Origin of the sequence: Mammaliicoccus sp. J-M41 (genome assembly GCF_022385935.1) — a bacterium.
GTDB lineage: Bacteria > Bacillota > Bacilli > Staphylococcales > Staphylococcaceae > Mammaliicoccus > Mammaliicoccus sciuri_A.
The window spans coordinates 1-23,412 of the sequence record NZ_JAJNIR010000042.1 but is presented as its reverse complement, the minus strand read 5'-3'; the positions used below and the strand labels follow the sequence as shown (position 1 = coordinate 23,412).

Here is a 23,412-nt window from a genome sequence, read left to right as displayed (position 1 = left end):
AGACAGAATTCATAAATACTACAAGATTCTATACGATAGAACAATTAGAAATTGAATTAAAAATGTATATAAACTGGTATAACAATGAAAGGTTACATGCAGGATTAAATTATCAAACACCAACCTCTTATAAACTTATGAATTCTGTCTAAGTTTTTGTTGACATACCAATATCTGTAAACGTGCTATGGAAGACGAGCGAAAGAATTATATGCTTTATCTTTCAAGGATTGCAAAGCGTGAGGTGTCCTTTTCGGATGTTGGCGATTATCTTGTTAGCCAGTTTGCGACAACAGATAACTATTCAACTGACTTTCAGATTTTTACACTCAATGGGTTATCAGTAGGCGTTGAAAATGATTTGTTGAGTGAAGCATTACGTGAGTTGCCAGACAAGAAACGTGAAATTCTACTGCTGTTTTACTTTATGGACATGAGCGATTCAGAAATTGCAGACCTGTTGAAATTGAACCGTTCTACTGTCTATCGGCATAGAACCAGTGGACTAGCCTTAATTAAAAAGTTTATGGAGGAATTTGAAGAATGAAAACACAATATCCTATGATTCCCTTTCCTCTCATTGTAAAGGCAACAGATGGCGATACCGAAGCGATTAACCAGATTCTACATCATTACAGAGGGTACATAACGAAGCGTTCCCTACGACTTATGAAAGATGAATATGGCAATCAAAGTATGGTCGTTGATGAAGTCTTACGTGGAAGAATGGAAACCAGACTGATTACAAAGATTTTGTCATTTGAAATTAAGTAATATCCTCTCTCCTTTCGTGGAAGCGTGCTAAACCATTCCACGCTTCCCGAACAGGGAGGTTTGTTATTCCACCAAAGCATATTGAGCTTTCAATGTGTTTTGATAGGCTAACGAGCCATTGTTCTTTGAAAACTGAATAAAAGTAATCGAATACGTTTCGATAAGAAAAGAGCCAACGGAACTAACCGCCATGACCTATCTTATAAAGATAGCGAGCGATTCATGTTAGTGATCCGAGAAGCAATCTTTAGCAGGATTGCCTGCAACGACATTCTTATCGTGATAATGATACTCCCATACAGTCAATAGTCCGAGCGTGATAAAACCGTCGCAGGCAATGAGTATGGCTACATGAGAACCATGCAGGGGTGGAACTCCCGTGAGCTTTGCTAAAGCTGTTCGATTGCTGGTAAAACAACTTTTATGAAATCCAAATAAGTGATTTGGAAAGGAGGATTTTATGAAGCAGACTGACATTCCTATTTGGGAACGTTATACCCTAACCATTGAAGAAGCGTCAAAATATTTTCGTATTGGCGAAAACAAGCTACGACGCTTGGCAGAGGAAAATAAAAATGCAAATTGGCTGATTATGAATGGCAATCGTATTCAGATTAAACGAAAACAATTTGAAAAAATTATAGATACATTGGACGCAATCTAGCGTCGCCAAAGGGTCTTGTATATGATAAAATAGTATTAAGTCGTATCAAGGCTCTTTCCATAAAGGAAAGGAGCAAATGCCATGTCAGAAAAAAGACGTGACAATAAAGGTCGAATCTTAAAGACTGGAGAGAGCCAACGAAAAGACGGAAGATACTTATACAAATATATAGATTCATTTGGAGAACCGCAATTTGTTTACTCGTGGAAACTTGTGGCTACAGACCGAGTACCAGCAGGAAAGCGTGATTGTATCTCACTTAGAGAGAAAATCGCAGAGTTACAGAAAGACATTCATGATGGTATTGATGTTGTAGGAAAGAAAATGACACTCTGCCAGCTTTACGCAAAACAGAACGCTCAAAGACCAAAGGTTAGAAAAAACACTGAAACTGGACGCAAATATCTTATGGATATTTTGAAGAAAGACAAGTTAGGTGTAAGAAGTATTGACAGTATTAAGCCATCAGACGCTAAAGAATGGGCTATTAGAATGAGTGAAAATGGTTATGCTTATCAAACCATCAATAACTACAAACGTTCTTTAAAGGCTTCATTCTATATTGCTATACAAGATGATTGTGATCGGAAGAATCCATTTGACTTTCAACTGAAAGCAGTTCTTGATGATGATACTGTCCCTAAGACCGTACTAACAGAAGAACAGGAAGAAAAACTGTTAGCCTTTGCAAAAGCTGATAAAACCTACAGCAAAAATTATGATGAAATTCTGATACTCTTAAAAACAGGTCTTCGTATTTCAGAGTTTGGTGGTTTGACACTTCCAGATTTAGATTTTGAGAATCGTCTTGTCAATATAGACCATCAGCTATTGAGAGATACTGAAATTGGGTACTACATTGAAACACCAAAGACCAAAAGTGGCGAACGTCAAGTTCCTATGGTTGAAGAAGCCTATCAAGCATTTAAGCGAGTGTTAGCGAATCGAAAGAATGATAAGCGTGTTGAGATTGATGGATATAGTGATTTCCTCTTTCTTAATAGAAAGAACTATCCAAAAGTGGCAAGTGATTACAACGGCATGATGAAAGGTCTTGTTAAGAAATACAATAAGTATAACGAGGATAAATTGCCACACATCACTCCACATAGTTTGCGACATACATTCTGTACCAACTATGCAAATGCAGGAATGAATCCAAAGGCATTACAGTACATTATGGGACATGCTAATATAGCCATGACGCTGAACTATTACGCACATGCAACATTCGATTCTGCAATGGCAGAAATGAAACGCTTGAATAAAGAGAAGCAACAGGAGCGTCTTGTTGCTTAGTAGTACAAATGAATTTACTACTTATTTACCACTTCTGACAGCTAAGACATGAGGAAATATGCAAAGAAACGTGAAGTATCTTCCTACAGTAAAAATACTCGAAAGCACATAGAATAAGGCTTTACGAGCATTTAAGAAAATATAAAAAGATAATTAGAAATTTATACTTTGTTTGAGCTTAAAAAAACTCATATTCTTTAGCTTATACTTCATATCATTAATTCTTGTAAGATTATTCTTATCATATGAATATAGAATATATCCTATGATTATACTTCTCGCCATTATAATTACATATGAAATCATTAAGAGAAGAAAGAAAAAGAAGCTCAAGAATTCAGCTTCATGTGTTTAAGTCACTAGACAAATTGTATTTTTTCATGATATTCTATAATCAAATAAAGGTAACGTGCTGGAACACGTTACCTCAACAAGCCCGTTTAAGTGACGGTGACTGCATATAATTAATTTAATAACCTTCTATACATGTCAAAGCGAATAGAAGGTTATTTTTTTGTCTTTTATTAATTACAATGACTACTTCAATAAACATTAGTACTAATATACTCATGCTTATTTTGAGTTGCATTGCAATTTCAATAGAAAACAAAGGCTGTCCTCCTTTCTAAAGATTGTTTAAATACCTTCATAGGCATCAACCTCCTTAGATTGGATTAACCACCATCTACCCAACTTGCTTGTGACATCATTATACCATTATATGTTTTTCTAATTCTATAAAAAACACATAAAATTTTAGCGAACTTATATCTATACAAATACTAATATTTTATTTATAATAGAATTACAAGCCCGTTTAATTGACGGTAGCTGTATAATTATTTTTAAATAACCATTAACTAGCTAAAGTTGTGATGATTATTTTTTATTTCTTTTATTCAAAAAAGACGCTCAAAAATTGAGCGTCTTTTGTTATTTATGAACTTGTTTGAAGTTCGTCTTCGTGATAATTAAAGTACTTATTAGATATATATTGTTGAACGATAAGTACGATCGCACTTGCACTCCAATATAATGGAAGTGCTGCGGGTGTGCTCATACTCACAATAAATATCATAATTGGACTGATATACATGATGTATTTCATTTGACCATTAGATTCTTCTGGTAAATATTTTGTGGATAAATATGCTTGTAATAAATAGAGTGCTCCGGCAATCAGTGCCATAAATATATTTGGTGTACCTAGGTTAAACCAAGCGAAACTATGACTTGCAAGTGCATCATTATGAGATATCGCAAAGTACAACGCCATTAGTATCGGCATCTGTATAATCATTGGTAAACATCCCATACCTAAAGGATTTATACCATGTTCCTTATATAAAGCCATCATTTCTTGGCTATATTGTGCACGTTCTTGTTCATCTTTAGCTGATTTCATCTTCTTATTAATTTCATCCATTTGTGGTTTTATTTTCTTCATTTTAAATTGCATTTTCTTCTGTCCTTTAAAAGAACGCAACATAAACGGCATAACAATTAGTCTTACACATATGGTAACGATGATAATGCCAATTCCGTAACTATTATTAAAGAATGATGCAAAGAATTTAATCAAATAAATGAATGGTTCTACTAATGACGTATAAAACACACCACCTTCTTGTGGTACACATCCACTTAGTAAAATCGATACTGCTAAAAATGCTAAAACTGTATATAATTTTTTCAAAATTTCTCCTCCAATATATTAATTATGCGTTAATATATTGGACTAGCGTCTTCTTCATCGACGGTTTTGGATAAGCAACGTGTTCTCCACCTTAAAATAGGGACTATCCATTCGAAAATGTATTGATCCTCTAATTCAGTTGAAAACCTTACAATCCAATCTTTGTGGAGCTTGATGTTTGCCTGCATTTGCAAGTAAACAAACAAGAGCGTTAATAACACAGGAATGAAATAATGTATGCTAAATGCAACATAATTAATTAATATCTCTTCACCTAATAACCCTATGAGCCATTCCATTACGCCTTCACTCCTTTCCAATTGAATTTACTACGTTCAATATACATGGTAAAAATATGATATTCAAATAATTACACTCTTTAAATTTTGCAAAACCTATTGTATTATCACTATACTTTGGTGCAATCGAGAAAGATTATCAATATCAATGAATTGGGGAGGCTTTTTAATGAAAAAGGTATTAATTTTAGTATTAACGTTAATTTTATCTGTTGCAGCATGCGGGAACAACAATGACAATAAAGATTCAAGCAGTAAGAAAGATTCAAACTCTGATACAAAATCATTTACGATGGATAATGGTAAGAAAGTTGACGTTCCAAAAGATCCTAAACGAATTGCAGTATTACATCCAACATATGTCGGCGCATTAGTTAAATTTGATCATACTCCAGTAGCGGTACCAGAATTTATTAATCAAAATAAAGTACTTAAAGATGTTACGAAAGATGCGAAGAAAATAGATCAAACAAATGTGGAACAAGTTGCGAAATCTAAACCAGACTTAATTATTACGAGTGCACAAGACAAAAACCTTAATAAACTAAAAAAAATTGCACCTACAGTTACATTTGATGCAATGACTTCTACATATAAAGATAATACAACTAAATTAGCAGAATTAGTCGGCGAAGAAGATAAAGCCAAAGAGTGGATTAAAGAATGGGATAAAAAACTTAAAAATGATAGAGAAGAATTAGATCCACTTATTAAAGGAAAAACAGCGACAGTCTTACAACAAACACCAAAAGGACTAATGGCATTCAGTGATGAATTAGGTCGAGGTACTGAAATCTTATATAGCGGTTGGGGATTAAAACAACCAGAAGACCTTAAGAAAGCAACAGAAAAAACAAATGCTATCTCAATAACACCAGAAGAATTCGATAAATATTTAGGTGACTTTGTTGTAATCGCAGCAAACGGAGATCAAAAAGCACCATTCGAAGATACAAATGTTTGGGCAAACACAGAAGCTAAGAAAAATGATCATGTCGTTAAATTTGATGTATCAGAAACACAATATAACGATCCAATTTCATTAGAAAAACAAAGAGAAATATTCTTAAAAGCATTTAAAGAAATGAAATAAATATGAAAAGAGCTAGGAAACGTGTCCTAGCTCTTTTTTTGATGGAGAATGTGAAATTGGGTAATGTCTTAGCTTTAATTTGTAAATTAGTAAAAGATGTGAGTTTATTCTGCCTTTAACTCACATGTTTCACGATCTCGTGAGTTTATTCCGCCTTTAACTCACATGATTCTAATTTCTGTATATTCACTTAATCATTAACACATAGATTCCCCCATTATAAAAGGACATTTTCTAAGTATCCACTCCAAAACTTACCCAACCCTCTCTCTAACTTCAGACAACCCGCAGTCTTACCTTGCGCTTAATGACCGTCTGCTGACAAAGGTTAGAATGATGATTACTAGGCCTATTAGCATACAGAATAACCCTAATTCATGTATGCCATTTGTGATGTGGTCACCTTTGAATAATGTACTGATGAGAGTGGATGATACGATTGCTCCGATATACATCGCAGTTCTTAATAATCCTGCTGACATGCCTATCATTGATTTTGGCGCTTGATGATAAAGTGCATTTTGGTTTGCTAAATTTAATAATCCTTGTGGCACACCGAAAATTGCAGCTAATAATATTAATATCCATAATGGTGTATCAGCTTGTATGAATTGAAATCCTATCATTGTTATGAGTGCACAAATTGTTCCTAAATATAGTTTGAATTTGATTGATAGTCTTGTGCCTGTTAATTGTGCCATAAAAATTCCAACCAAGAATTGAGGTATCATCATGAGTCCTGCATGTGCCGCAGTCAATCCCCTACCCTCTTCTAACCATTGAACATATCCGTATAGCACACTATAAGAAATAACTGCTGTAAGTAGTGATCTTACATACGTGTTGTTTAAGGCACCATTATGACCAAGTACTCTTAAATCAATGAATGGTTTTTTAGACTTGAGTTCCATGATGACAAAAGCAATCAAACTGAACAGTCCAATTATAAACAGATAAAAAATGGATTGATCTGGCTCCATAAAGAAAATCATCCATGTTGTTAAAGTAATTGTAAACAACGTTATACCTATAAAGTCTATCTGTTCTTTTAATGCATTTAATTTTTTCGGACTTTCAACTTTTGGATAATATAAAAATCCAAATACGAATGACAGAATGGAAAGTGGAACATTAACTAAAAATATTGCTTGCCAACCGCCACTGTGAATTAACAAACCACCGATTGTTGGACCAATAACAGAAATCGTCTGATTGGATATCGATAACATTGTTAATATTTTACTTGGACTATCTTTACCTGTACGCTTACCCTCATAACTGATTAAATACATTGCTGAAGGATAACCTGCACAAGTACCAATACCTATAAGAAATCTTGCTAATACTAATCCATAAAAAGATGGTGTAAAAATCGCAATTAAACTTGCTACACCTACTAAACTTGTAGCAAATAAAAATAACCCTCTAGGGCCAAATATATCTATAAGCTTACCTATCACCGGTTGACCAATACTCGTTGCTAAATATAACGATGACACAAGCCATGTCGTTTGATAAAAAGGTATATCAAAAGCTTGTGCAATTGGTATAAGTGCAACAGCTAACATAGAAGAGTTGATAGGATTCAATATTGACCCTAATATCATTGGTGGATATAGTTTCGTATTAAAGGTTTCCTCACTCGAAACTTGACGCATAAAAATTATCTCCTATCTATACGATTGTATTTGACCATTCTAATGTCTCAGTTACTTCCGCATACCTAGGAAAAATTTTATCAATGAGAAATTGATGTGTTTCAATATCTCTGTCTGTCATCGCATCTGATAAGACCGTTAATTCAAAGTCTTTATCTGCCGCTTCAACTAAAGTAGATAATACAACTCCACTCGTTACAACACCTGTTAAAATAAGGTGATCAACTTGCATACCACGCAATAAAACTTCTAAATTACTACCTGTAAAAGCACTAAAGCGATGTTTTGTAACAACGACTTCATCTTCATTTGGTGCAAGTTCGTCTATAATTTGAGTTGATGCATCATTCACACTCATTTGTTGTCCACTTGCTTTAATTCGTGAAAATGATTTGTTGTGAGGTGACACTTCATGAAATCCTTTCGAAAAAGCTACTCTCACAAAAATGACAGGAATTTGATGTTTCCTAGCACTTTCGATAGCCTTTTTGTTTTTATCGATGATCTCACTCGAATTAGATAAACTACCAACAATACCATTTTGCATATCCATAACTAATAAAGCAGATTGATTAGACATACTTACACTTCCTTAATATTTTTTTAATGCAATGTTATCACAGCCATATTTTTCAAGAAATATTTATGCCTATCAAAAAAGCCGAAACAATCATGACTGTTTCGGCTAAATAACACACTATACACTTTGAGATTTTTTTAATAAATATAAGAAATAAGGGGCACCAATAATGGCTGTAACTACACCTGCAGGAATTTCGAGTGGAGGAAACAATCCTTTACCTATTGCGTCTGCTACTAATAAGAATATTGAACCTATTAAAGCTGACAATGGTAACAATTTAATGGCTTTCGGTCCTGCTAATAGTCTTGCTATATGAGGTGCAATTAAGCCTATAAAGCCAATTGTTCCTGTTACTGACACAACAGTTCCAACACAAATCGCTGCCATTACAAGATATACATTTCTAATTAGTGATACTTTTTCTCCTAAACTGACAGCAGATTCATCACCTAAACTTAATATGTCAATTTTACGAGCAAATAAGAAAATAAGCGGCAACACCACTATGCCAGGTATAAAGAACCATAAGTCATCATAATTACGTCCCCATACACTTCCTGACAACCACAATAATGTCGTATTGATATTGTCTGGATATCTAATCATGAAATATTGAAGTCCTGCCTGACAAATCGCACTTAAAGCAACACCTATTAATGCAATGGTGTATGTACTTGCTTGGAACAATTTAGCGATAAGCATAATAAGCATGATGAGTACAACTGCACCTATAAATGAAGCAATACCTAAGAAATAAAATGGTAGTGCTGGTAACAATAATGTTTGTGCGACTGCAAATAATCCTGCACCTTTTGTAACACCGATGATATCTGGTGATGCTAAAGGATTTCTCAATAAACTTTGGACAATAGCACCTGATACACCTAATAAGGCTCCACCAATCAATGAAATAATCATTCTTGGCAATCGATAATTATATACAACAAAATCATAATCATCTGAAAAGCCAGTAAATGTAGATATAATCTTTGATGTACCTATAAACTGAGAACCTACTTGTAGATTAATAAATAATGAGATCAATAGTACGAGTGAAACGATGATATATTTCCATTTAAGTTTCATCCTTTTTGAACACTCCTTCCATTTTTACATAAGTAAAGGAAGAACGGTCCGCCTATTAAAGCTGTTACAATTCCGACAGGCGATTCATAAGGATAAGCAATAATATGTGATAACGCATCTGAATATACGAGTAACACTGCACCAATGAGTGCTGTTAATATAATATGTCTTTCATAACCGCCTCTAATCAACCTCTTAGAAATATGAGGTGCAATTAAGCCTACAAAGCCAATTGGACCTGCAACAGATACTGATGAACCAGCTAGAATAATAACCATCAATCCAAATACGATATAAATCAGTTTCTTATAAACGCCTAAACCTGTAGCTAAATCATCACCAAGTGAAATAACCGTTAAATGTCTCGCTAACATAATTGTGATAATCGTACCGATTACAAACCATGGTAATAAGACTTCCACACTATCCCAATCTTTACCGTTTAACGAACCTGTTAACCAATATAGAATATCTGTGGCGCTTTCGTTCATTAATATCAACACTTCAGTGACTGAAGATAGTAGTAAATGAATGGTCATACCCGCTAATGCTAAACGAACTTGATTATTCTCTTGTCCATAAATAAAGGTATACACAATCACGCCACCTAAAATCGCACCAATAAATCCAATATACGCACTTTGATTACCATTATAATCAGGAAAGGAAACTAATGCCGCAACAAGTACTAACGAAGCGCCGGCATTAATACCAAATGTTTGAGGTGAAGCAAGTGCATTTCTCGTAATACCTTGCATGATTGCACCTGCTAGCGCTAAACTCACACCAACCATAATCGCAACTAATAGTCTTGGTAGTCTTACCGTTCTAATAATTAATGTATCTTTCGAATGATCATTATGTAATAAAGCATGAAATATCGTTTTAAAACTCATAATTGACGAAGCAAAGCTTAAATTTATAAAAATGCCTATTATTAAAATTATGACTGTTGCTATAATGATTATCGTTTCTTTTTTCATAACATCACCAACTCAACTCAGAAATAAAACAATGAACGGACAATTGTATGTACGTTCATTGTTCAAGTATTTATTTCTCTTCGTTATATTTTTGTAAATCTTTTATGATATATTCATTGGCATTGATACCTCTGAACCTTGTCCAGAAGTCTCTATCTACTTGATATATTTGACCTTTTTTATATGCTTTAAGATCTTTCCAAATCGCTTTTTCTTTCCAATCATCTGTTATTGGGTTCTTTTTGTCAGTTGTAAAAATGATTTTATCTGGATTAATTTTAGATAAATTTTCTAAATTAATATCTTCATATGCATTTTTAGATTCTACAGCATTGTCTAATCCCAATTTCGTTAATAATTGACCAGCATAAGAAGTAGATGTATGAGCTTGGAATGCATCTTCTCTTGCAACTGCAATCAACACTTTTTGGCCATCGTTTTCTTTTGTATCTATTTTATCTTTAGCTTTTTTAATTTTTGCATCTTGCTCTTCAAGTAATTGATTCGCTTTATCTTCTTTACCTAAAGCTTTACCAATTGTTTTAAATGAGCCATTCACATCATCGTAGCTTGCTTCTCTACTTTTCAATACAAGTGTTGGTGCAATTTTCTTCAAGTCTTCACTTATACCTTTATGACGTTGAACATCCGCTATAATCAAATCTGGTTTAAGCGAGCTGATTGTTTCTAAGTTTGGTTGTTTACGTGTACCAACTGATGTATATTTCACATCTTCACCATATAATTTTTTAATAATTTCTTTCTTATTATCATCCGCAATACCAACTGGTGTATTGCCAAGATTTTTAACTGCATCTGCAAAAGAATACTCTAACACGACAATGTTTTTAGGATTCTTTTTAACTTTTTGAGTACCTAATTCGTCTTTTATTTCTATTGTTTCAGATTTCTTAGCACCTGCTTCGCTACTCTTATTATTGCCACATGCTGCTAAAAACATTGCTGAAACAACTAATATCGCCATAAAAATTTTTGAATATTTATTCATGATGTCCTCCCATTAATTGATAACTGTTATCAATTGTATTATATTCATTAAATAATGTCTATAGTCATTTTTGAATATTCAATTTATAAACCCCTTTATTTAACTGTTATATAACAATAAATAGTTAACCTATATCTTTACTCTAATTAATTTTGACTATAAAAAAATACATATACACCCTGAAATGTACATGTATTTTTATTCATATATTATGGCTTTTTAATAAATGCATATAAGCTAATGATCGCAATAAATACGATACCAATTATGACTGAGATTCTTGTTTCAGCGTTGAACAACATGCCAATAACAACTAATACAAGCATAATAATTGTGATTATATTACTGACTGGTGCGAATGGCATCTTAAATGGATGATCTTTAATTTGTTCTCTCTTTCTAAAATTCATATGACTAATTAAAATGGCAAACCAAGGTACCATACCTGGAAGCACACCTGCGCTGAACACATATACAAATATATTCGTATCTTTACCTAATATCAGAGGTAATACAATATCTAAGACGATACCGAAGAAGATACCGATTGATACTGCGATAACAGCGATATGTGGGACACCATTTTTATTTGTTCTATAGAATATTTGAGAAATTTGCTTTTGTTTAGATAACGTATAAAGCATACGACTCGTACTAAAAATACCAGAGTTACATCCTGACATTGCTGCTGTAATTACAACAAAGTTAATAATAGTTGCAGCTGCAGTGATACCTACTTTTGCAAATGTCGCAACAAACGGTGAACCAATTTGATTCACTTCATCCCATGGATAAACAGTTACAATAACGAAAATCGAACCGATATAGAAAATTAATATTCTCCATACAACACCGTTAATAGCTTTTACAATATTTTTCTGTGGATCTTTCGTTTCACCAGCAGTAATACCAATTAATTCGACACCAATATAGGAACCAAATACGATTGATAATGCAAAGAAGAAACCACTTAGACCACCTGTGAAGAAACCACCATGATCCCATAAATGACTGATTCCAATTGGATTAAAGTCATTACCTATTCCAAAAAGTATTAACCCTAACCCTGCAATAATCATCAATATAATCGTTACGACTTTTACAGCGGCAAACCAAAATTCAAATTCACCAAACCACTTAACAGAAACTAAGTTTGCAGAAAGCAATATGAGAACGACAGCTAAACCTGGTATCCATGAAGGTAAATCTGGCCACCAAAATTTAAAATACGACCCTACTGCTATAACCTCACTCATACCGACAATAATCCAGTTAAATGTACTACTTCCAGCGGTTACGAATGAAAATGACGGATGAATATAATCATTTGCAAACTTAGCAAATGAACCTGTATCTGGATAAACGTAAACCATTTCACCTAACGCTCTCATAATTAAAAATACAAATACACCTGCAATAGCATATGCTAATAACACGGATGGTCCTGTCCACTTAATCGTACTTGATGCCCCCATAAATAGACCAACACCAATTGTGCCACCAATCGCAATCATTTGCATTTGTCTTGACGTTAACTCTCTTTTTAAATTATTATTCATGTCTGACCCTTCTTAATATGTATGTACTAAATTTCCAAACTGTAATTTTTAAAATATTCTATAAATATAGCATTTTTAATAATTCGAAACCAAGAATTTTCAGATAAAAAAATAATATTTTTATAAATTTTCTCACAAAATCTACACATTTGTGCTAAATACTACCAGATATTTCTGAAATTGTTTATAATATATAACTATATTTAAAAATCATACCAATAGATAAAGAAAGGATATTCCCAATGTCTACAATAAATGAAGTAGCAAAAACAGAGTTACACTGTCACCTAGACGGTTCTGTTAGTATCGAATTAATCCAGCAACTCGCACGAGAACAACATGTATCTATTAATTTAGAAGATATTCAAGTAGACCAAAATTGCGAAAGCTTAGATGACTACTTAAAATCTTTCGACACCATTTTAAAAGTTTTACAAACAAAAGATAGTTTAGAGAAAGCAGTTGTCGATGTCGCGCAACAAGCACATCATGACAACATTAAATATATAGAAATACGATTTGCGCCACTTTTCCATACAGATAAAGGATTAAAAATTGAAGAAATTTTAGAAGCTGTTAACAACGGAGCAATCGAAGCTGAACATACATATGATATTAAAGTCAATTTGCTAATTTGTGGCATGCGACATCACGACAATCAAACAAACATTGACTTATTTAAATCAGTAGATCAGTTAAATACAACCAATCGTCACATCGTAGGTTTTGATTTTGCAGGTCCTGAAGAAGCATTTCCAACAAAAGTCATACAAGAAGCCATTCAACATTCTACAGATTCTGGCCACCACTTAACATTGCATGCCGGTGAATGTGGATGTATACATAATATAATAGAAGGAATCGAACTCGGTGCACGAAGAATAGGACATGGCGTTGCAGCAATTCAAGACAATCAAGCATTATCATACATTAAACAACACAACGCATTATTAGAAATTTGTCCGACGAGCAACTTACAAACAAAAGCAATCCAATCAGTAGAAGAACTTAATATTAGAAAGCTTATAGAACAAGGCATTCCATTTAATATTAATACAGATAATAGAACAGTTTCGAATACAAACTTAAACCAAGAATATCAACTCTTGTACAACCATCAATTATTATCTATAGCAGAAATGAAAGACATTAATATTAAAGCAATAGACCATGCATTTATATCTGATATTGAAAAAGAACAATTAAAGATGAAATATTAAAATACCAAAAAGGCTGAGACAGCTCATACTGTCCCAGCTTTTTTGGTTTCTTGATTATTATTTACCCGATTCTTTTTTATGAAATATTTATTTTCAATAATGTCAGTAATGAATAACACAATAAACCAACCAAAAATATATAACGGATTCGTAAATTGATTATTCTGATACATACTCAATATGTATAATGACATTATTATCAAAAATATTATCATTACAATTATTCTAAATATCATAAATCTCTTGAAATCCTTTGCTTTCTCTCGTCCTCTCAACCAATCTCTAAATAAAAGAAAAATAATAAAAATCGGAAATAAACAAATAAGTATTTGTTCAAGACTTAGAAATAAACCTAATAATAAACTTAAGGCGATAATTAGAAATACAAATACCACCGTTAATAACTCTCTATTTTTTATTAATTGTTTCATCATACAACCACCATCTTTCAAAATAACCTTTTACCTTTTAAACGCATTTGTCTTCACATTGATTTGTTTAAGGAATTTTTCTATTTTTGCTTGTTGTCTGCCATTTACATTTTGACTATCTGGTACGATATCTTTTATATCTTTTGTTGAGATGGTACCTTTTTCTGCTTTATCTTCTATTTTTTTCACTTGATGGTCTAAATTTTTAATTGTTTGATTGTAACTTGTAAAGTACTGACTGATTCTATTTGTTTCTTTTTGATAACCTTTTGGGAGTGTATTATTTTCTATATAATTTGAGAAGTTCTGGTCATTCTTTTCTAAAAGTTTTCTACCTTCTTCTAATTGATCCGCTTCTCTCTTCGTTAAAGGTTGTTCATCCCATATTTTTTCTTCAATCTTTGTTGTCACATTATAAATACTTTCATTTGTATCTAAATAACGTTGAATACTTTTATGTATTTCTGACTTTGATAATTTTTCATTTGCTAGATCAGATTCAAATACAACAGTTGGCAACTTTGCATTTTCATGTTTATTTGACTGCTGTTCTGAATTATTGTGCTCATTATTTTTACTTGCTGAACTTTCTTCGTTTCCGCATCCTACAAGCAATAAAGCTAAACTACTATAAATGATGACTGACTTAAACTTCTTCATTTTATCTCTCCTATATATAATTTAAATCTTTCAATATATATGCTATCACTAGTTCATTGTAATTTCTACCATATTTTAGTAAATAACACTTAATTGTTAACTGTTTAAATATTTAGGTTTACAATTAAGAATATTATTAGTATTCTATTAATAATTATAGAGGGGGAATTTTAATGACTTTAGGAACTAACATAATCAATGGGCATCATCTAACATATAATGAAGCTTTAAAAATTTATCAAGATGAATCGATCGATACATTAACACTTGTTCAAGAAGCTTATAAAGTTCGACATCATTACTATGGTAAGAAAGTAAAACTGAATATGATTTTAAATGCCAAAAGTGGTATTTGCCCCGAAGACTGTGGTTATTGTGGGCAATCAAGAGATGTTAAACAAAAATCTCAACGCTATGCACTTATTCCAGAGAATCAAATTGTTGAAGGTGCCAAAGTAGCTTCTGAAAATAAAATTGGAACTTACTGTATTGTTATGAGTGGTCGTGGCCCTAGTGATAAAGAGATTTCTCACATTACTGATTCTGTTGAACAAATTAAAAGAAATCATCCTCAACTTAAGATTTGTGCTTGTCTCGGATTAACAAATGAACAACAAGCTGAGTCCCTTAAAAACAGTGGTGTAGACCGATATAATCATAATATAAATACTAGTGCTAACTATCATGATGAAGTTGTGACAACACATAGTTTTGATGATCGTGTAAATACAATAAATATAATGAAGGAAAAGAATATTTCTCCATGTTCTGGCGTGATTTGTGGTATGGGTGAATCTGACGAAGATATTATCGATATGGCTTTTACATTGAATCAATTAGATGCTGACAGTATTCCAGTCAATTTCTTACACCCTATAAAAGGTACAAAATTTGGCAGTATGGATGACTTAACACCTATGAAATGTATTAGAATTCTATGTATGTTTAGGCTCATTAATCCTACAAAAGAAATACGTATTGCTGGTGGTCGTGAAGTAAATTTAAGAACGCTTCAATCATTATCACTCATGGTTGCGAATTCTATTTTTGTTGGAGATTATTTAATTACCGGTGGTCAACCAAATCAAATGGACTATGATATGATTCAAGATTTAGGATTTGAAATTGATTATTAAAGTATTATTAGAATTTTCAAATTATTATATTAATTTTTAATTTCAAATGATATAATAAACATATGCTTTCTATTACACTTTAATGTGTTGTAGAAAGCTTTTTAATTTTTATTAATGTAAGCGCTATATTAAACTGAGGGGGATAAAAATGGAAGAACCAAGTACACTGCTGACAATTGTTGGACTCGTTATTATTATTTCAATTGTCGCAATGTTAATTATGAAAAAAATTAGTCCAGTTGTAGGAATGATTTTAATACCTGTAATTGGCTCATTAGTTATTGGTCATGGATTTGGAGATATTCGAAAATATGTCGAATCCGGTATTGATCAAGTATTTAATGTCGCAATCATGTTTATTTTTGCGATTATCTATTTCGGTATTATCTCAGATAGTGGTTTATTCAGACCTTTTGTTAGAGGAATGATTAAATTAACACGTGGTAATATTATTATCGTCGCGATTGTTACAACGATTATCGGTACTTTTGCACAATTAGACGGTGCTGGTGCCACTACTTTCTTATTAGCAATTCCTGCTTTATTACCATTATACAGGGCACTAAAAATGAGCCCATACTTATTAGTACTACTTCTTGCATTAAGTGCAGCAATTATCAACATGGTACCCTGGGGCGGACCAATGGCAAGAACCGCTTCAGTTCTTAAAGTCGATAATATTAACGACTTATGGTATCAAGTTATACCTATTCAACTTATCGGAATCGTACTCGCAATTCTATTCTCTATCTATTTAGGAATCCGTGAAAAAAGACGTATTGCTAAATCATTTCCTGATGAGGATGTTGTAAAAATCAATATGGATGAAATTATTGCAAACTATGAAAAAGACCAAGAAGAAAATGCATCAATTAAAGGGGAAGCAACAAAGCATACTTACATACTTTGGCTAAACTTAATACTTACAGTCATCGTCGTAGCTATGATGTTATTAGATATTGTACCGCCTGAATTTGCATTTATGCTCGGTGTCGCAATCGCATTACCATTAAACTTTAGAGATGTCGACGAGCAAATGGAGCGTATTCGAGCACATGCACCAAATGCCTTAATGATGGCAGCTGTTATATTAGCAGCCGGCGTATTCCTAGGAATACTTAATGAAACAGGCATGTTAGAATCGATTGCGTTATCGTTAATTGCTGTATTACCAACAGTTGTAGGACCATATTTACACATTATAATCGGTGTATTAGGTGTTCCTTTAGATTTATTAACAAGTACAGATGCTTATTATTTCGCTATCTTACCTATAGTAGAATCAACAGCCAGTCAATTTGGCGTTCCATCACAATCAACAGCCTTTTCACTTATGATAGGTAACGTAATCGGAACATTCGTCAGTCCATTCGCACCAGCAGTATGGTTAGCCGTTGGACTTGCAGAAATCAATATGGGTAGATATATCAAATACGCATTCTTCTGGGTTTGGGGCTTCTCCATCCTAATGCTATTTATTGCTATCTTGATGGGCATTGTGACGATATAGAATATGATTTTTGGAAGATGTGAGGTTGTTTAGGGTTTATGCTATGACTTGGACTATCTCTTGGCTTTACTCTACACTTAAGCCACGACTTGCCTCATCTCTTACCTTCACTCACCCATTATATATATCCACACAAAAAAGCTGAGACACGGATGTCTCAGCTTTTTCTAATCATCTTTTATTTGTCATTTGATTCAGCTTTACGTTCAATTTTTGATAATGTTTTTTCTGCAAATGACTTACCACCGATACCGAATGAGATAGCAAATGCTACTGCTACAGCACCTAAGATTAGTAAGAATGCTACATTAACAATGCTTTGAGCAAAGTTTAATTGATCTAATGTCATAAATACTGAAACGATGATTACTAAATATTTAACGATTTCAGATACAAATACGTTACCTGTAGATTTTTTAATTAATTTAGATAGTAAGTTACCACCAATGAAACCAATTAATAAGATAATTGCTGCTGAAATTACTAATGGTAAGTATCCAATAATTGCTTCACCAATTGTATTTAACACTTCTAAATTAACTGTATTTAATGATTCAACAACAAAGAATAAACCAATGATTGTTGAAATTACCCAGCCTGCAGCTGAAGGAATATCAATACTTTCTTTATTCTCACCAAAGTTTACATAGTGATTATATTTACTAACATTTAAATTTGTTAATAAGTTTTTAACTAATGTACCTAATACTTTTGCGATGAATAAACCAACAACTAATATAACAATCGCAACAATAATTCTAGGTAAGAAGTCTAATACACTACCCATCATGTTCTTAATCGGTGTTGATACAGAAGTCATATTTAATGCATCAAACACTGATGGTAAGAATAATAAGAATATAATGAAGTAAGCTAATTTACCAAATGTCTGAATTAAGCCTTCAGACCCTGATTTGCCACTTCCTGATTCAGTTAACCCCTTTTTCTCTAGCCATTTTTCAAAACCAACTGCGTTTAAACCTTTCACAATAACTGTTTTAACAATTACTGCAATTAACCAAGCGACAATTAATAAGATAATTGCACTAATTAAGTTTGGTATGAATGCTATAATGCTATCTAAAGCATTTAAGAATGAATCTGTTATTTTACTCATATTTAATTCCTCCTTTCTTGATATGTTACCCTAGTATAATAATACTAATCATATTTTTTAGAATAATTTTTGATTTGTTGAAAAATCTATTCTGAAAAACTAAATAAATTGAATAAGTAATTAATATTTCTATAAAAATAAACGAGCAGATGATCAAACATCTGCCCGTTTCACGTAAAACAAAATTCCATATGTATCATATTCTTTTCATCATTCTTACTTCTTTTAATTCTTTACTAACATCGCTTATTTCAGATTTACCATCTTTTTTAAAGCCATGCTTTTCATAAAATTTAATTGTAGGATGATTATCTTCAAAAACCCAAAGACTTAATTCATCATATTTATCCTTCATTTGTTCTTCCGCTTCTTGCATCAAACATGTTCCTATTCCTTGTTGTTGATATGCTTCAAGTAAGTAAATGACCATAATTTCACCACATGTATCACTTGTATCTTCATCTTTGTCTTTACCATACATTAGAAATCCAATCACTTCTCCATCAACCTCTGCAACTATACACGGCGCATTAAATTTATGATGTCTTTCAATATATGACGCTAACGTTAATTGATCCAAATAACTATCTGGAACAATTCCTCTATATGTTGTTAACCAAGACTCGTAATGAACTTTAGCAATCGCTTCAACATCTGATTCTTGTTTATTTCTGATTAACATCACTTTAACCACCCACATTCTATAGAAGTTAAATGTAATTTTACTATATGTAACGATTAAATAAAATAGTAAAAGTCCGAGACATTAGCATTTGTCTCAGACTTTATATTTCTTACATTTCCATATCATGTATTTTCATCATTAAACCATGTGGTATGTCATCATGTTTTACGACTTCTTTTTTATAAAATGTTTTACCGTTATCGTTTGAAATTAATTTTACAAAATCACCTTTTTTAGGTTTGAAATCACTTGTAGATTCGATTTTGATATTTTCCGTAACTTCATTATTTTTCTCACTGACTACTTTTTCTGCAGTTGTACTATTCTCCATATACCCGTAGTATGTACTTTTTTGCGTTGAAAATAATAATAAAGCTGCGACTGCTAAAGCTACAATAGCTAAGCCACCTATTAATAATATTGCTGATTTTTTATTCATTGAGAATCCTCCCTAATGTACATCATAATGCGTATAACCATTTTATGAAATAATCATGCGTCAATCTTCTTAAATTCGACATATTTATTAATCATTTTCTCTCTTAAAAAATCATTAAAAGTTGAATAACTTGCGATAAATGGTAAAAATCATCATACTATAAGTGAAAATATCTAAAGGAGTGGAAAAAATGAACCAAGAACAATTTGAAAAAATAAAAAATGGTAAAGGTTTTATAGCTGCACTAGATCAAAGTGGTGGTAGTACTCCAAAAGCTCTTAAAGATTATGGTATTGAAGAAAATCAATACAGCAATGAAGATGAAATGTTTACACTTGTTCATGAAATGAGAACACGTATCGTAACATCTCCAGCCTTTACTTCTGAAAAAATATTAGGTGCTATTTTATTTGAACAAACAATGGACCGTGAAGTTGAAGGTCAATATACTTCTGACTACTTAGCTTCAAAAGGTATCGTTCCTTTCTTAAAAGTAGACAAAGGTTTAGCAGATGAAGAAAATGGCGTTCAGTTAATGAAAGTCATTCCTGGTTTAGATGAGTTATTACAACGTGCAAAAGAACGTAATGTATTCGGTACAAAAATGCGTTCAAATATTCTTGAAGCAAATCAAGAAGCTATTGCTAAAGTTGTAGAACAACAATTTGAAATTGGTAAACAAATTATCGAAGCAGGATTAGTTCCAATTATCGAACCAGAAGTGAACATTAATGCTAAAGATAAAGAAGAAATTGAAGATATCTTAAAAGAAGAAATCGCGAAAGAATTAGATAAATTAAACGACGATCAATACGTTATGTTGAAATTAACAATTCCAACAAAACCAAACCAATATAAATCATTAATCGAACACCCTAACGTTGTTCGTGTCGTTGCATTATCAGGTGGTTATTCAAGAGAAAAAGCAAATGAATTACTTAAAGAAAATGACGGACTTATCGCAAGTTTCTCACGTGCATTAGTAACTGACCTATTCGCTGGACAATCAGCAGAAGAATTTAATAGCGGATTACAAGACGCAGTAGATTCTATCTATGACGCATCAGTAAATAAAAATTAATAACAAAACAAAAGGCTTGGACAATTTATTAGTGTCCGAGCCTTTTTATATTGGGGTTAAATAAAATTTCCAATCTTATGTTAAATGTGTTTCATTGAGCTGACTTAATTCAGAAATAATTTTTCTACTATCTGTATTTAATTGTTTAACAAATACTGTATTGTTTTTATCTTCGAATTTTTTTACCATTGAATCGATTGCATTGACTGCTGAGTCATCCCATAAATGTGCGTGTGTAAAGTCTAATTCAATCTGACTATTTTCAATAGAAAAGTCTAACTGATTCATCATTGAATCTATTGAAACAAAGAATATTTGTCCTGTGAATGCATATTTATAAAAATGATTTTCTATTGTTTGATGAACATGAACATTTGATATTTTAGTAGCAAAGAATAAAGAACTAAATATGACGCCGACAATAACGCCTATAGCTAAGTTATGTGTAAACAACACGATGACCACTGTCAAAATCATAACGACAGCATCTGTTCTTGGCGCTTGCTTAACGTACTTAAATGATTTCCAATCAAATGTACTAATAGATACCATAACCATAATACCCGCTAAAATCGGCATAGGAATTTGTACAACTACATCTCCTAATAATAGGATGAGAATGATTAAGAAAACACCCGCTGTAAATGTTGATAATCTACTTGTTGCACCTGATTTTACATTGATGACAGATTGACCAATCATAGCACAGCCTCCCATTCCTCCAAATAGACCTGTGATGATATTGGCAATACCTTGACCTCTGGATTCTTTATTTTTATTACTATGAGAATCTGTTGCTTCATCGACAATTTTAGCAGTTAATAAACTTTCTACTAATCCTACAATTGCCATTGATAAAGAATACGGCAAAATGATGGCTAATGTTTCTAAGTTAAAAGGAACTTGTGGTATTAAGAAATTCGGAAATGCTCTTGTTATCGTACCTAAATCGCCAACTGTTCTTACATTAGAACCTGTTACCATATATAGCGTTGTTAATAAAATAATTGCGATGAGCGGTGCAGGAATGGCTTTGAAATATTTTGGTACAATATAAACAATGAGTAATGTAATAGCTATATAAATATATGTACTTATTGAAATACCGAATATATGCTCAAGTTGAGACATAAAAATCATAATCGCTAAAGCATTTACAAATCCAATCATGACTGACCTTGGTATAAACTTCATGAGTCTACCAATTTTGAGAATTCCTAATAATAACTGTATAATACCCATGAGTATCGTTGCTGCAAATAAATAATCGACACCGTGTTCTCTTACTAAAGGTGTTACAATAAGCGCAACAGCTCCTGCAGCTCCAGATATCATAGCAGGTCTACCGCCTACTATTGAAGTTGTCGTAGCAATAATAAAAGCAGCGTACAATCCTACCATTGGATCTACTCCTGCAATTATAGAAAATGCAATGGCTTCAGGAATAAGTGCTAGCGTTACAACAATACCAGCTAGTAAATTTTTCCCTGGATTAGAAAGCCATTCTTCTATATAAGTTTTAAACATTATACATACTCCTATTTTATATATTTTCAATAGTGCTATTATAAACAAAAGAGTTTCATATGTATACATTTATGAAACTATTGAGGTGAAATTTATGAATTATGGCTATATTAGACCAATCGAATTATATGATACAGTTGCTGAACAACATTCAAAGTTAAGCAAATTTTCGTTAACAATTATTGAAGAATCTCATGTACAAACTGAAATTAGAAAAGAATTAAATACATTATTTTATAGTAAATTACAAAGCGGGGATAAATTATACATAACTGATTTATGTATTCTTGCAGATACTTCATACCAATTAGAAGAACTCATTACAATTGCCCAGGAAATCAATGTGGACATTCATATTGTTAATGCTCAAATAACAATTAGTCAGCATGAGCAAATGAATTTTAACAAATTTTTAAGTCTACTTAATCAGTTTCAAAGCGATATGATTAAATTCAGAACTAAGTCAGGTATCGCAAAAGCCAAAACAGCAGGTAAGACTATCGGAAGACCAAAACGAAACGATCTTAATTTAAAAAATGCCATCGAAATGTACCATTCTAAGAAATATACTTTAGAAGAAATTAAAGAAGCGACCAACATTAGCAGAGCAACATTATATAGACACTTAAATAAATAACAATTAGAGACAGAATTCTGGGAAATGTCCCTTAGACACACTGTTAGGGACACAATTCTGAGTAATGTCCCTTAGACATGCTGTTAGAGACACAATTCAGAATAATGTCCCTTAGACATGCTGTTAGAGACACAATTCAGAATAATGTCCCTTAGAAAACCCCTCTCTTATTACCATTGGACCGTCTACACTTAATTGGACAACTTCTTTAAAGAGAAGTATTGTTAAAATTAAGAAAGTAGGTGGTCTTTTTATGAGAAGAGAGC

Annotated in this window: 25 protein-coding genes; 11 read left to right on the top strand and 14 right to left on the bottom strand. The window is 32.4% G+C overall.

Features of this window, described 5'->3' with window-relative positions:
- Positions 1–11: 11 nt before the first annotated feature.
- The 5 genes from LQ686_RS14375 to LQ686_RS12565 all read left to right on the top strand — a co-directional run bounded on the left by LQ686_RS14375 (position 12) and on the right by LQ686_RS12565 (position 2,737).
- Positions 12–152, top strand: a complete 141-nt coding sequence (locus LQ686_RS14375; RefSeq protein ID WP_394882843.1) for an IS3 family transposase — start codon at positions 12–14, stop codon at positions 150–152.
- Between the two features lie 20 nt (positions 153–172).
- On the top strand, positions 173–547 hold the full coding sequence (locus LQ686_RS12585) for a sigma-70 family RNA polymerase sigma factor (protein ID WP_080352352.1): 375 nt from the start codon (positions 173–175) through the stop codon (positions 545–547).
- Positions 544–774: a helix-turn-helix domain-containing protein gene (locus LQ686_RS12580; RefSeq protein ID WP_000857133.1), complete on the top strand. Its 231-nt coding sequence runs from the start codon at positions 544–546 to the stop codon at positions 772–774. Before LQ686_RS12585 ends, LQ686_RS12580 begins: the two co-directional genes overlap by 4 nt.
- A gap of 460 nt (positions 775–1,234) precedes the next feature.
- A complete protein-coding gene (locus LQ686_RS12570) occupies positions 1,235–1,438 on the top strand; it encodes an excisionase (RefSeq protein ID WP_000814511.1) in 204 nt (67 codons plus the stop codon).
- An 81-nt stretch (positions 1,439–1,519) separates the two neighbouring features.
- Positions 1,520–2,737, top strand: a complete 1,218-nt coding sequence (locus LQ686_RS12565) for a tyrosine-type recombinase/integrase (protein ID WP_239733441.1) — start codon at positions 1,520–1,522, stop codon at positions 2,735–2,737.
- Positions 2,738–3,674: 937 nt separating this feature from the next.
- Here the strand turns inward: LQ686_RS12565 and yidC are convergent.
- Both yidC and LQ686_RS12555 read right to left on the bottom strand, forming a co-directional pair.
- Positions 3,675–4,433, bottom strand: coding sequence for a membrane protein insertase YidC (gene yidC, locus LQ686_RS12560; protein ID WP_107596714.1), 759 nt, complete (start codon positions 4,431–4,433; stop codon positions 3,675–3,677).
- 29 nt (positions 4,434–4,462) lie between these two features.
- The gene (locus tag LQ686_RS12555; protein ID WP_025907341.1) at positions 4,463–4,732 is read right to left on the bottom strand and encodes a hypothetical protein; all 270 of its coding nucleotides are present in this window, start codon (positions 4,730–4,732) and stop codon (positions 4,463–4,465) included.
- 169 nt (positions 4,733–4,901) lie between these two features.
- On the opposite strand from LQ686_RS12555, the gene LQ686_RS12550 reads away from it, so the two are divergent.
- Positions 4,902–5,825: an ABC transporter substrate-binding protein gene (locus tag LQ686_RS12550; protein ID WP_107590476.1), complete on the top strand. Its 924-nt coding sequence runs from the start codon at positions 4,902–4,904 to the stop codon at positions 5,823–5,825.
- A 293-nt stretch (positions 5,826–6,118) separates the two neighbouring features.
- Here the strand turns inward: LQ686_RS12550 and LQ686_RS12545 are convergent, their stop codons facing one another.
- The 6 genes from LQ686_RS12545 to LQ686_RS12520 all read right to left on the bottom strand — a co-directional run bounded on the left by LQ686_RS12545 (position 6,119) and on the right by LQ686_RS12520 (position 12,703).
- A complete protein-coding gene (locus tag LQ686_RS12545) occupies positions 6,119–7,483 on the bottom strand; it encodes an MFS transporter (protein WP_025907337.1) in 1,365 nt (454 codons plus the stop codon).
- Between the two features lie 16 nt (positions 7,484–7,499).
- Complete coding sequence (locus LQ686_RS12540; RefSeq protein ID WP_025907335.1) at positions 7,500–8,063, bottom strand: cysteine hydrolase family protein; 564 nt, start codon at positions 8,061–8,063, stop codon at positions 7,500–7,502.
- Positions 8,064–8,180: 117 nt separating this feature from the next.
- Positions 8,181–9,152 (bottom strand): FecCD family ABC transporter permease, encoded by a 972-nt coding sequence (locus LQ686_RS12535; protein ID WP_239733440.1) that lies wholly within the window; start codon positions 9,150–9,152, stop codon positions 8,181–8,183.
- A complete protein-coding gene (locus LQ686_RS12530) occupies positions 9,149–10,135 on the bottom strand; it encodes a FecCD family ABC transporter permease (protein ID WP_119475224.1) in 987 nt (328 codons plus the stop codon). The genes LQ686_RS12535 and LQ686_RS12530 overlap by 4 nt, the downstream gene beginning before the upstream one ends.
- Positions 10,136–10,205: 70 nt before the next feature.
- On the bottom strand, positions 10,206–11,144 hold the full coding sequence (locus LQ686_RS12525; RefSeq protein ID WP_107590472.1) for an ABC transporter substrate-binding protein: 939 nt from the start codon (positions 11,142–11,144) through the stop codon (positions 10,206–10,208).
- Between the two features lie 209 nt (positions 11,145–11,353).
- Entirely contained in the window at positions 11,354–12,703 is a 1,350-nt protein-coding gene (locus tag LQ686_RS12520; protein WP_119494647.1) for an amino acid permease, read from the bottom strand.
- Positions 12,704–12,945: 242 nt separating this feature from the next.
- Between LQ686_RS12520 and add the strand changes: the two genes are divergently transcribed.
- Positions 12,946–13,923 (top strand): adenosine deaminase, encoded by a 978-nt coding sequence (gene add, locus LQ686_RS12515; protein ID WP_107565865.1) that lies wholly within the window; start codon positions 12,946–12,948, stop codon positions 13,921–13,923.
- Between the two features lie 23 nt (positions 13,924–13,946).
- Here add and LQ686_RS12510 read toward each other — a convergent pair whose 3' ends face one another.
- Together LQ686_RS12510 and LQ686_RS12505 are read right to left on the bottom strand one after the other, a co-directional pair.
- Positions 13,947–14,354 carry a hypothetical protein gene (locus LQ686_RS12510; protein ID WP_107633866.1) on the bottom strand — a complete coding sequence of 136 codons (408 nt, stop codon included), beginning with the start codon at positions 14,352–14,354 and terminating at the stop codon, positions 13,947–13,949.
- A gap of 30 nt (positions 14,355–14,384) precedes the next feature.
- Positions 14,385–15,014: an NDxxF motif lipoprotein gene (locus LQ686_RS12505; RefSeq protein WP_107633865.1), complete on the bottom strand. Its 630-nt coding sequence runs from the start codon at positions 15,012–15,014 to the stop codon at positions 14,385–14,387.
- Positions 15,015–15,187: 173 nt separating this feature from the next.
- Between LQ686_RS12505 and bioB the strand changes: the two genes are divergently transcribed.
- On the top strand, positions 15,188–16,150 hold the full coding sequence (gene bioB, locus LQ686_RS12500) for a biotin synthase BioB (RefSeq protein ID WP_107633864.1): 963 nt from the start codon (positions 15,188–15,190) through the stop codon (positions 16,148–16,150).
- A gap of 148 nt (positions 16,151–16,298) precedes the next feature.
- The gene (locus LQ686_RS12495) at positions 16,299–17,660 is read left to right on the top strand and encodes a CitMHS family transporter (protein WP_107633863.1); all 1,362 of its coding nucleotides are present in this window, start codon (positions 16,299–16,301) and stop codon (positions 17,658–17,660) included.
- A gap of 178 nt (positions 17,661–17,838) precedes the next feature.
- Here LQ686_RS12495 and LQ686_RS12490 read toward each other — a convergent pair whose 3' ends face one another.
- The 3 genes from LQ686_RS12490 to LQ686_RS12480 form a co-directional block, all read right to left on the bottom strand.
- The gene (locus LQ686_RS12490; RefSeq protein WP_025907316.1) at positions 17,839–18,777 is read right to left on the bottom strand and encodes a mechanosensitive ion channel; all 939 of its coding nucleotides are present in this window, start codon (positions 18,775–18,777) and stop codon (positions 17,839–17,841) included.
- A gap of 196 nt (positions 18,778–18,973) precedes the next feature.
- On the bottom strand, positions 18,974–19,459 hold the full coding sequence (locus LQ686_RS12485; protein WP_107633862.1) for a GNAT family N-acetyltransferase: 486 nt from the start codon (positions 19,457–19,459) through the stop codon (positions 18,974–18,976).
- Positions 19,460–19,571: 112 nt separating this feature from the next.
- Positions 19,572–19,901 (bottom strand): DUF4889 domain-containing protein, encoded by a 330-nt coding sequence (locus LQ686_RS12480; protein ID WP_025907313.1) that lies wholly within the window; start codon positions 19,899–19,901, stop codon positions 19,572–19,574.
- A gap of 190 nt (positions 19,902–20,091) precedes the next feature.
- Here LQ686_RS12480 and LQ686_RS12475 point away from each other — a divergent pair, with 190 nt between their 5' ends.
- A complete protein-coding gene (locus LQ686_RS12475) occupies positions 20,092–20,982 on the top strand; it encodes a fructose bisphosphate aldolase (RefSeq protein WP_025907311.1) in 891 nt (296 codons plus the stop codon).
- 75 nt (positions 20,983–21,057) lie between these two features.
- Here the strand turns inward: LQ686_RS12475 and LQ686_RS12470 are convergent, their stop codons facing one another.
- Positions 21,058–22,509 carry a SulP family inorganic anion transporter gene (locus LQ686_RS12470; protein WP_107565858.1) on the bottom strand — a complete coding sequence of 484 codons (1,452 nt, stop codon included), beginning with the start codon at positions 22,507–22,509 and terminating at the stop codon, positions 21,058–21,060.
- A 94-nt stretch (positions 22,510–22,603) separates the two neighbouring features.
- Between LQ686_RS12470 and LQ686_RS12465 the strand changes: the two genes are divergently transcribed.
- Complete coding sequence (locus LQ686_RS12465; protein ID WP_025907287.1) at positions 22,604–23,146, top strand: recombinase family protein; 543 nt, start codon at positions 22,604–22,606, stop codon at positions 23,144–23,146.
- Positions 23,147–23,412 lie beyond the last annotated feature (266 nt).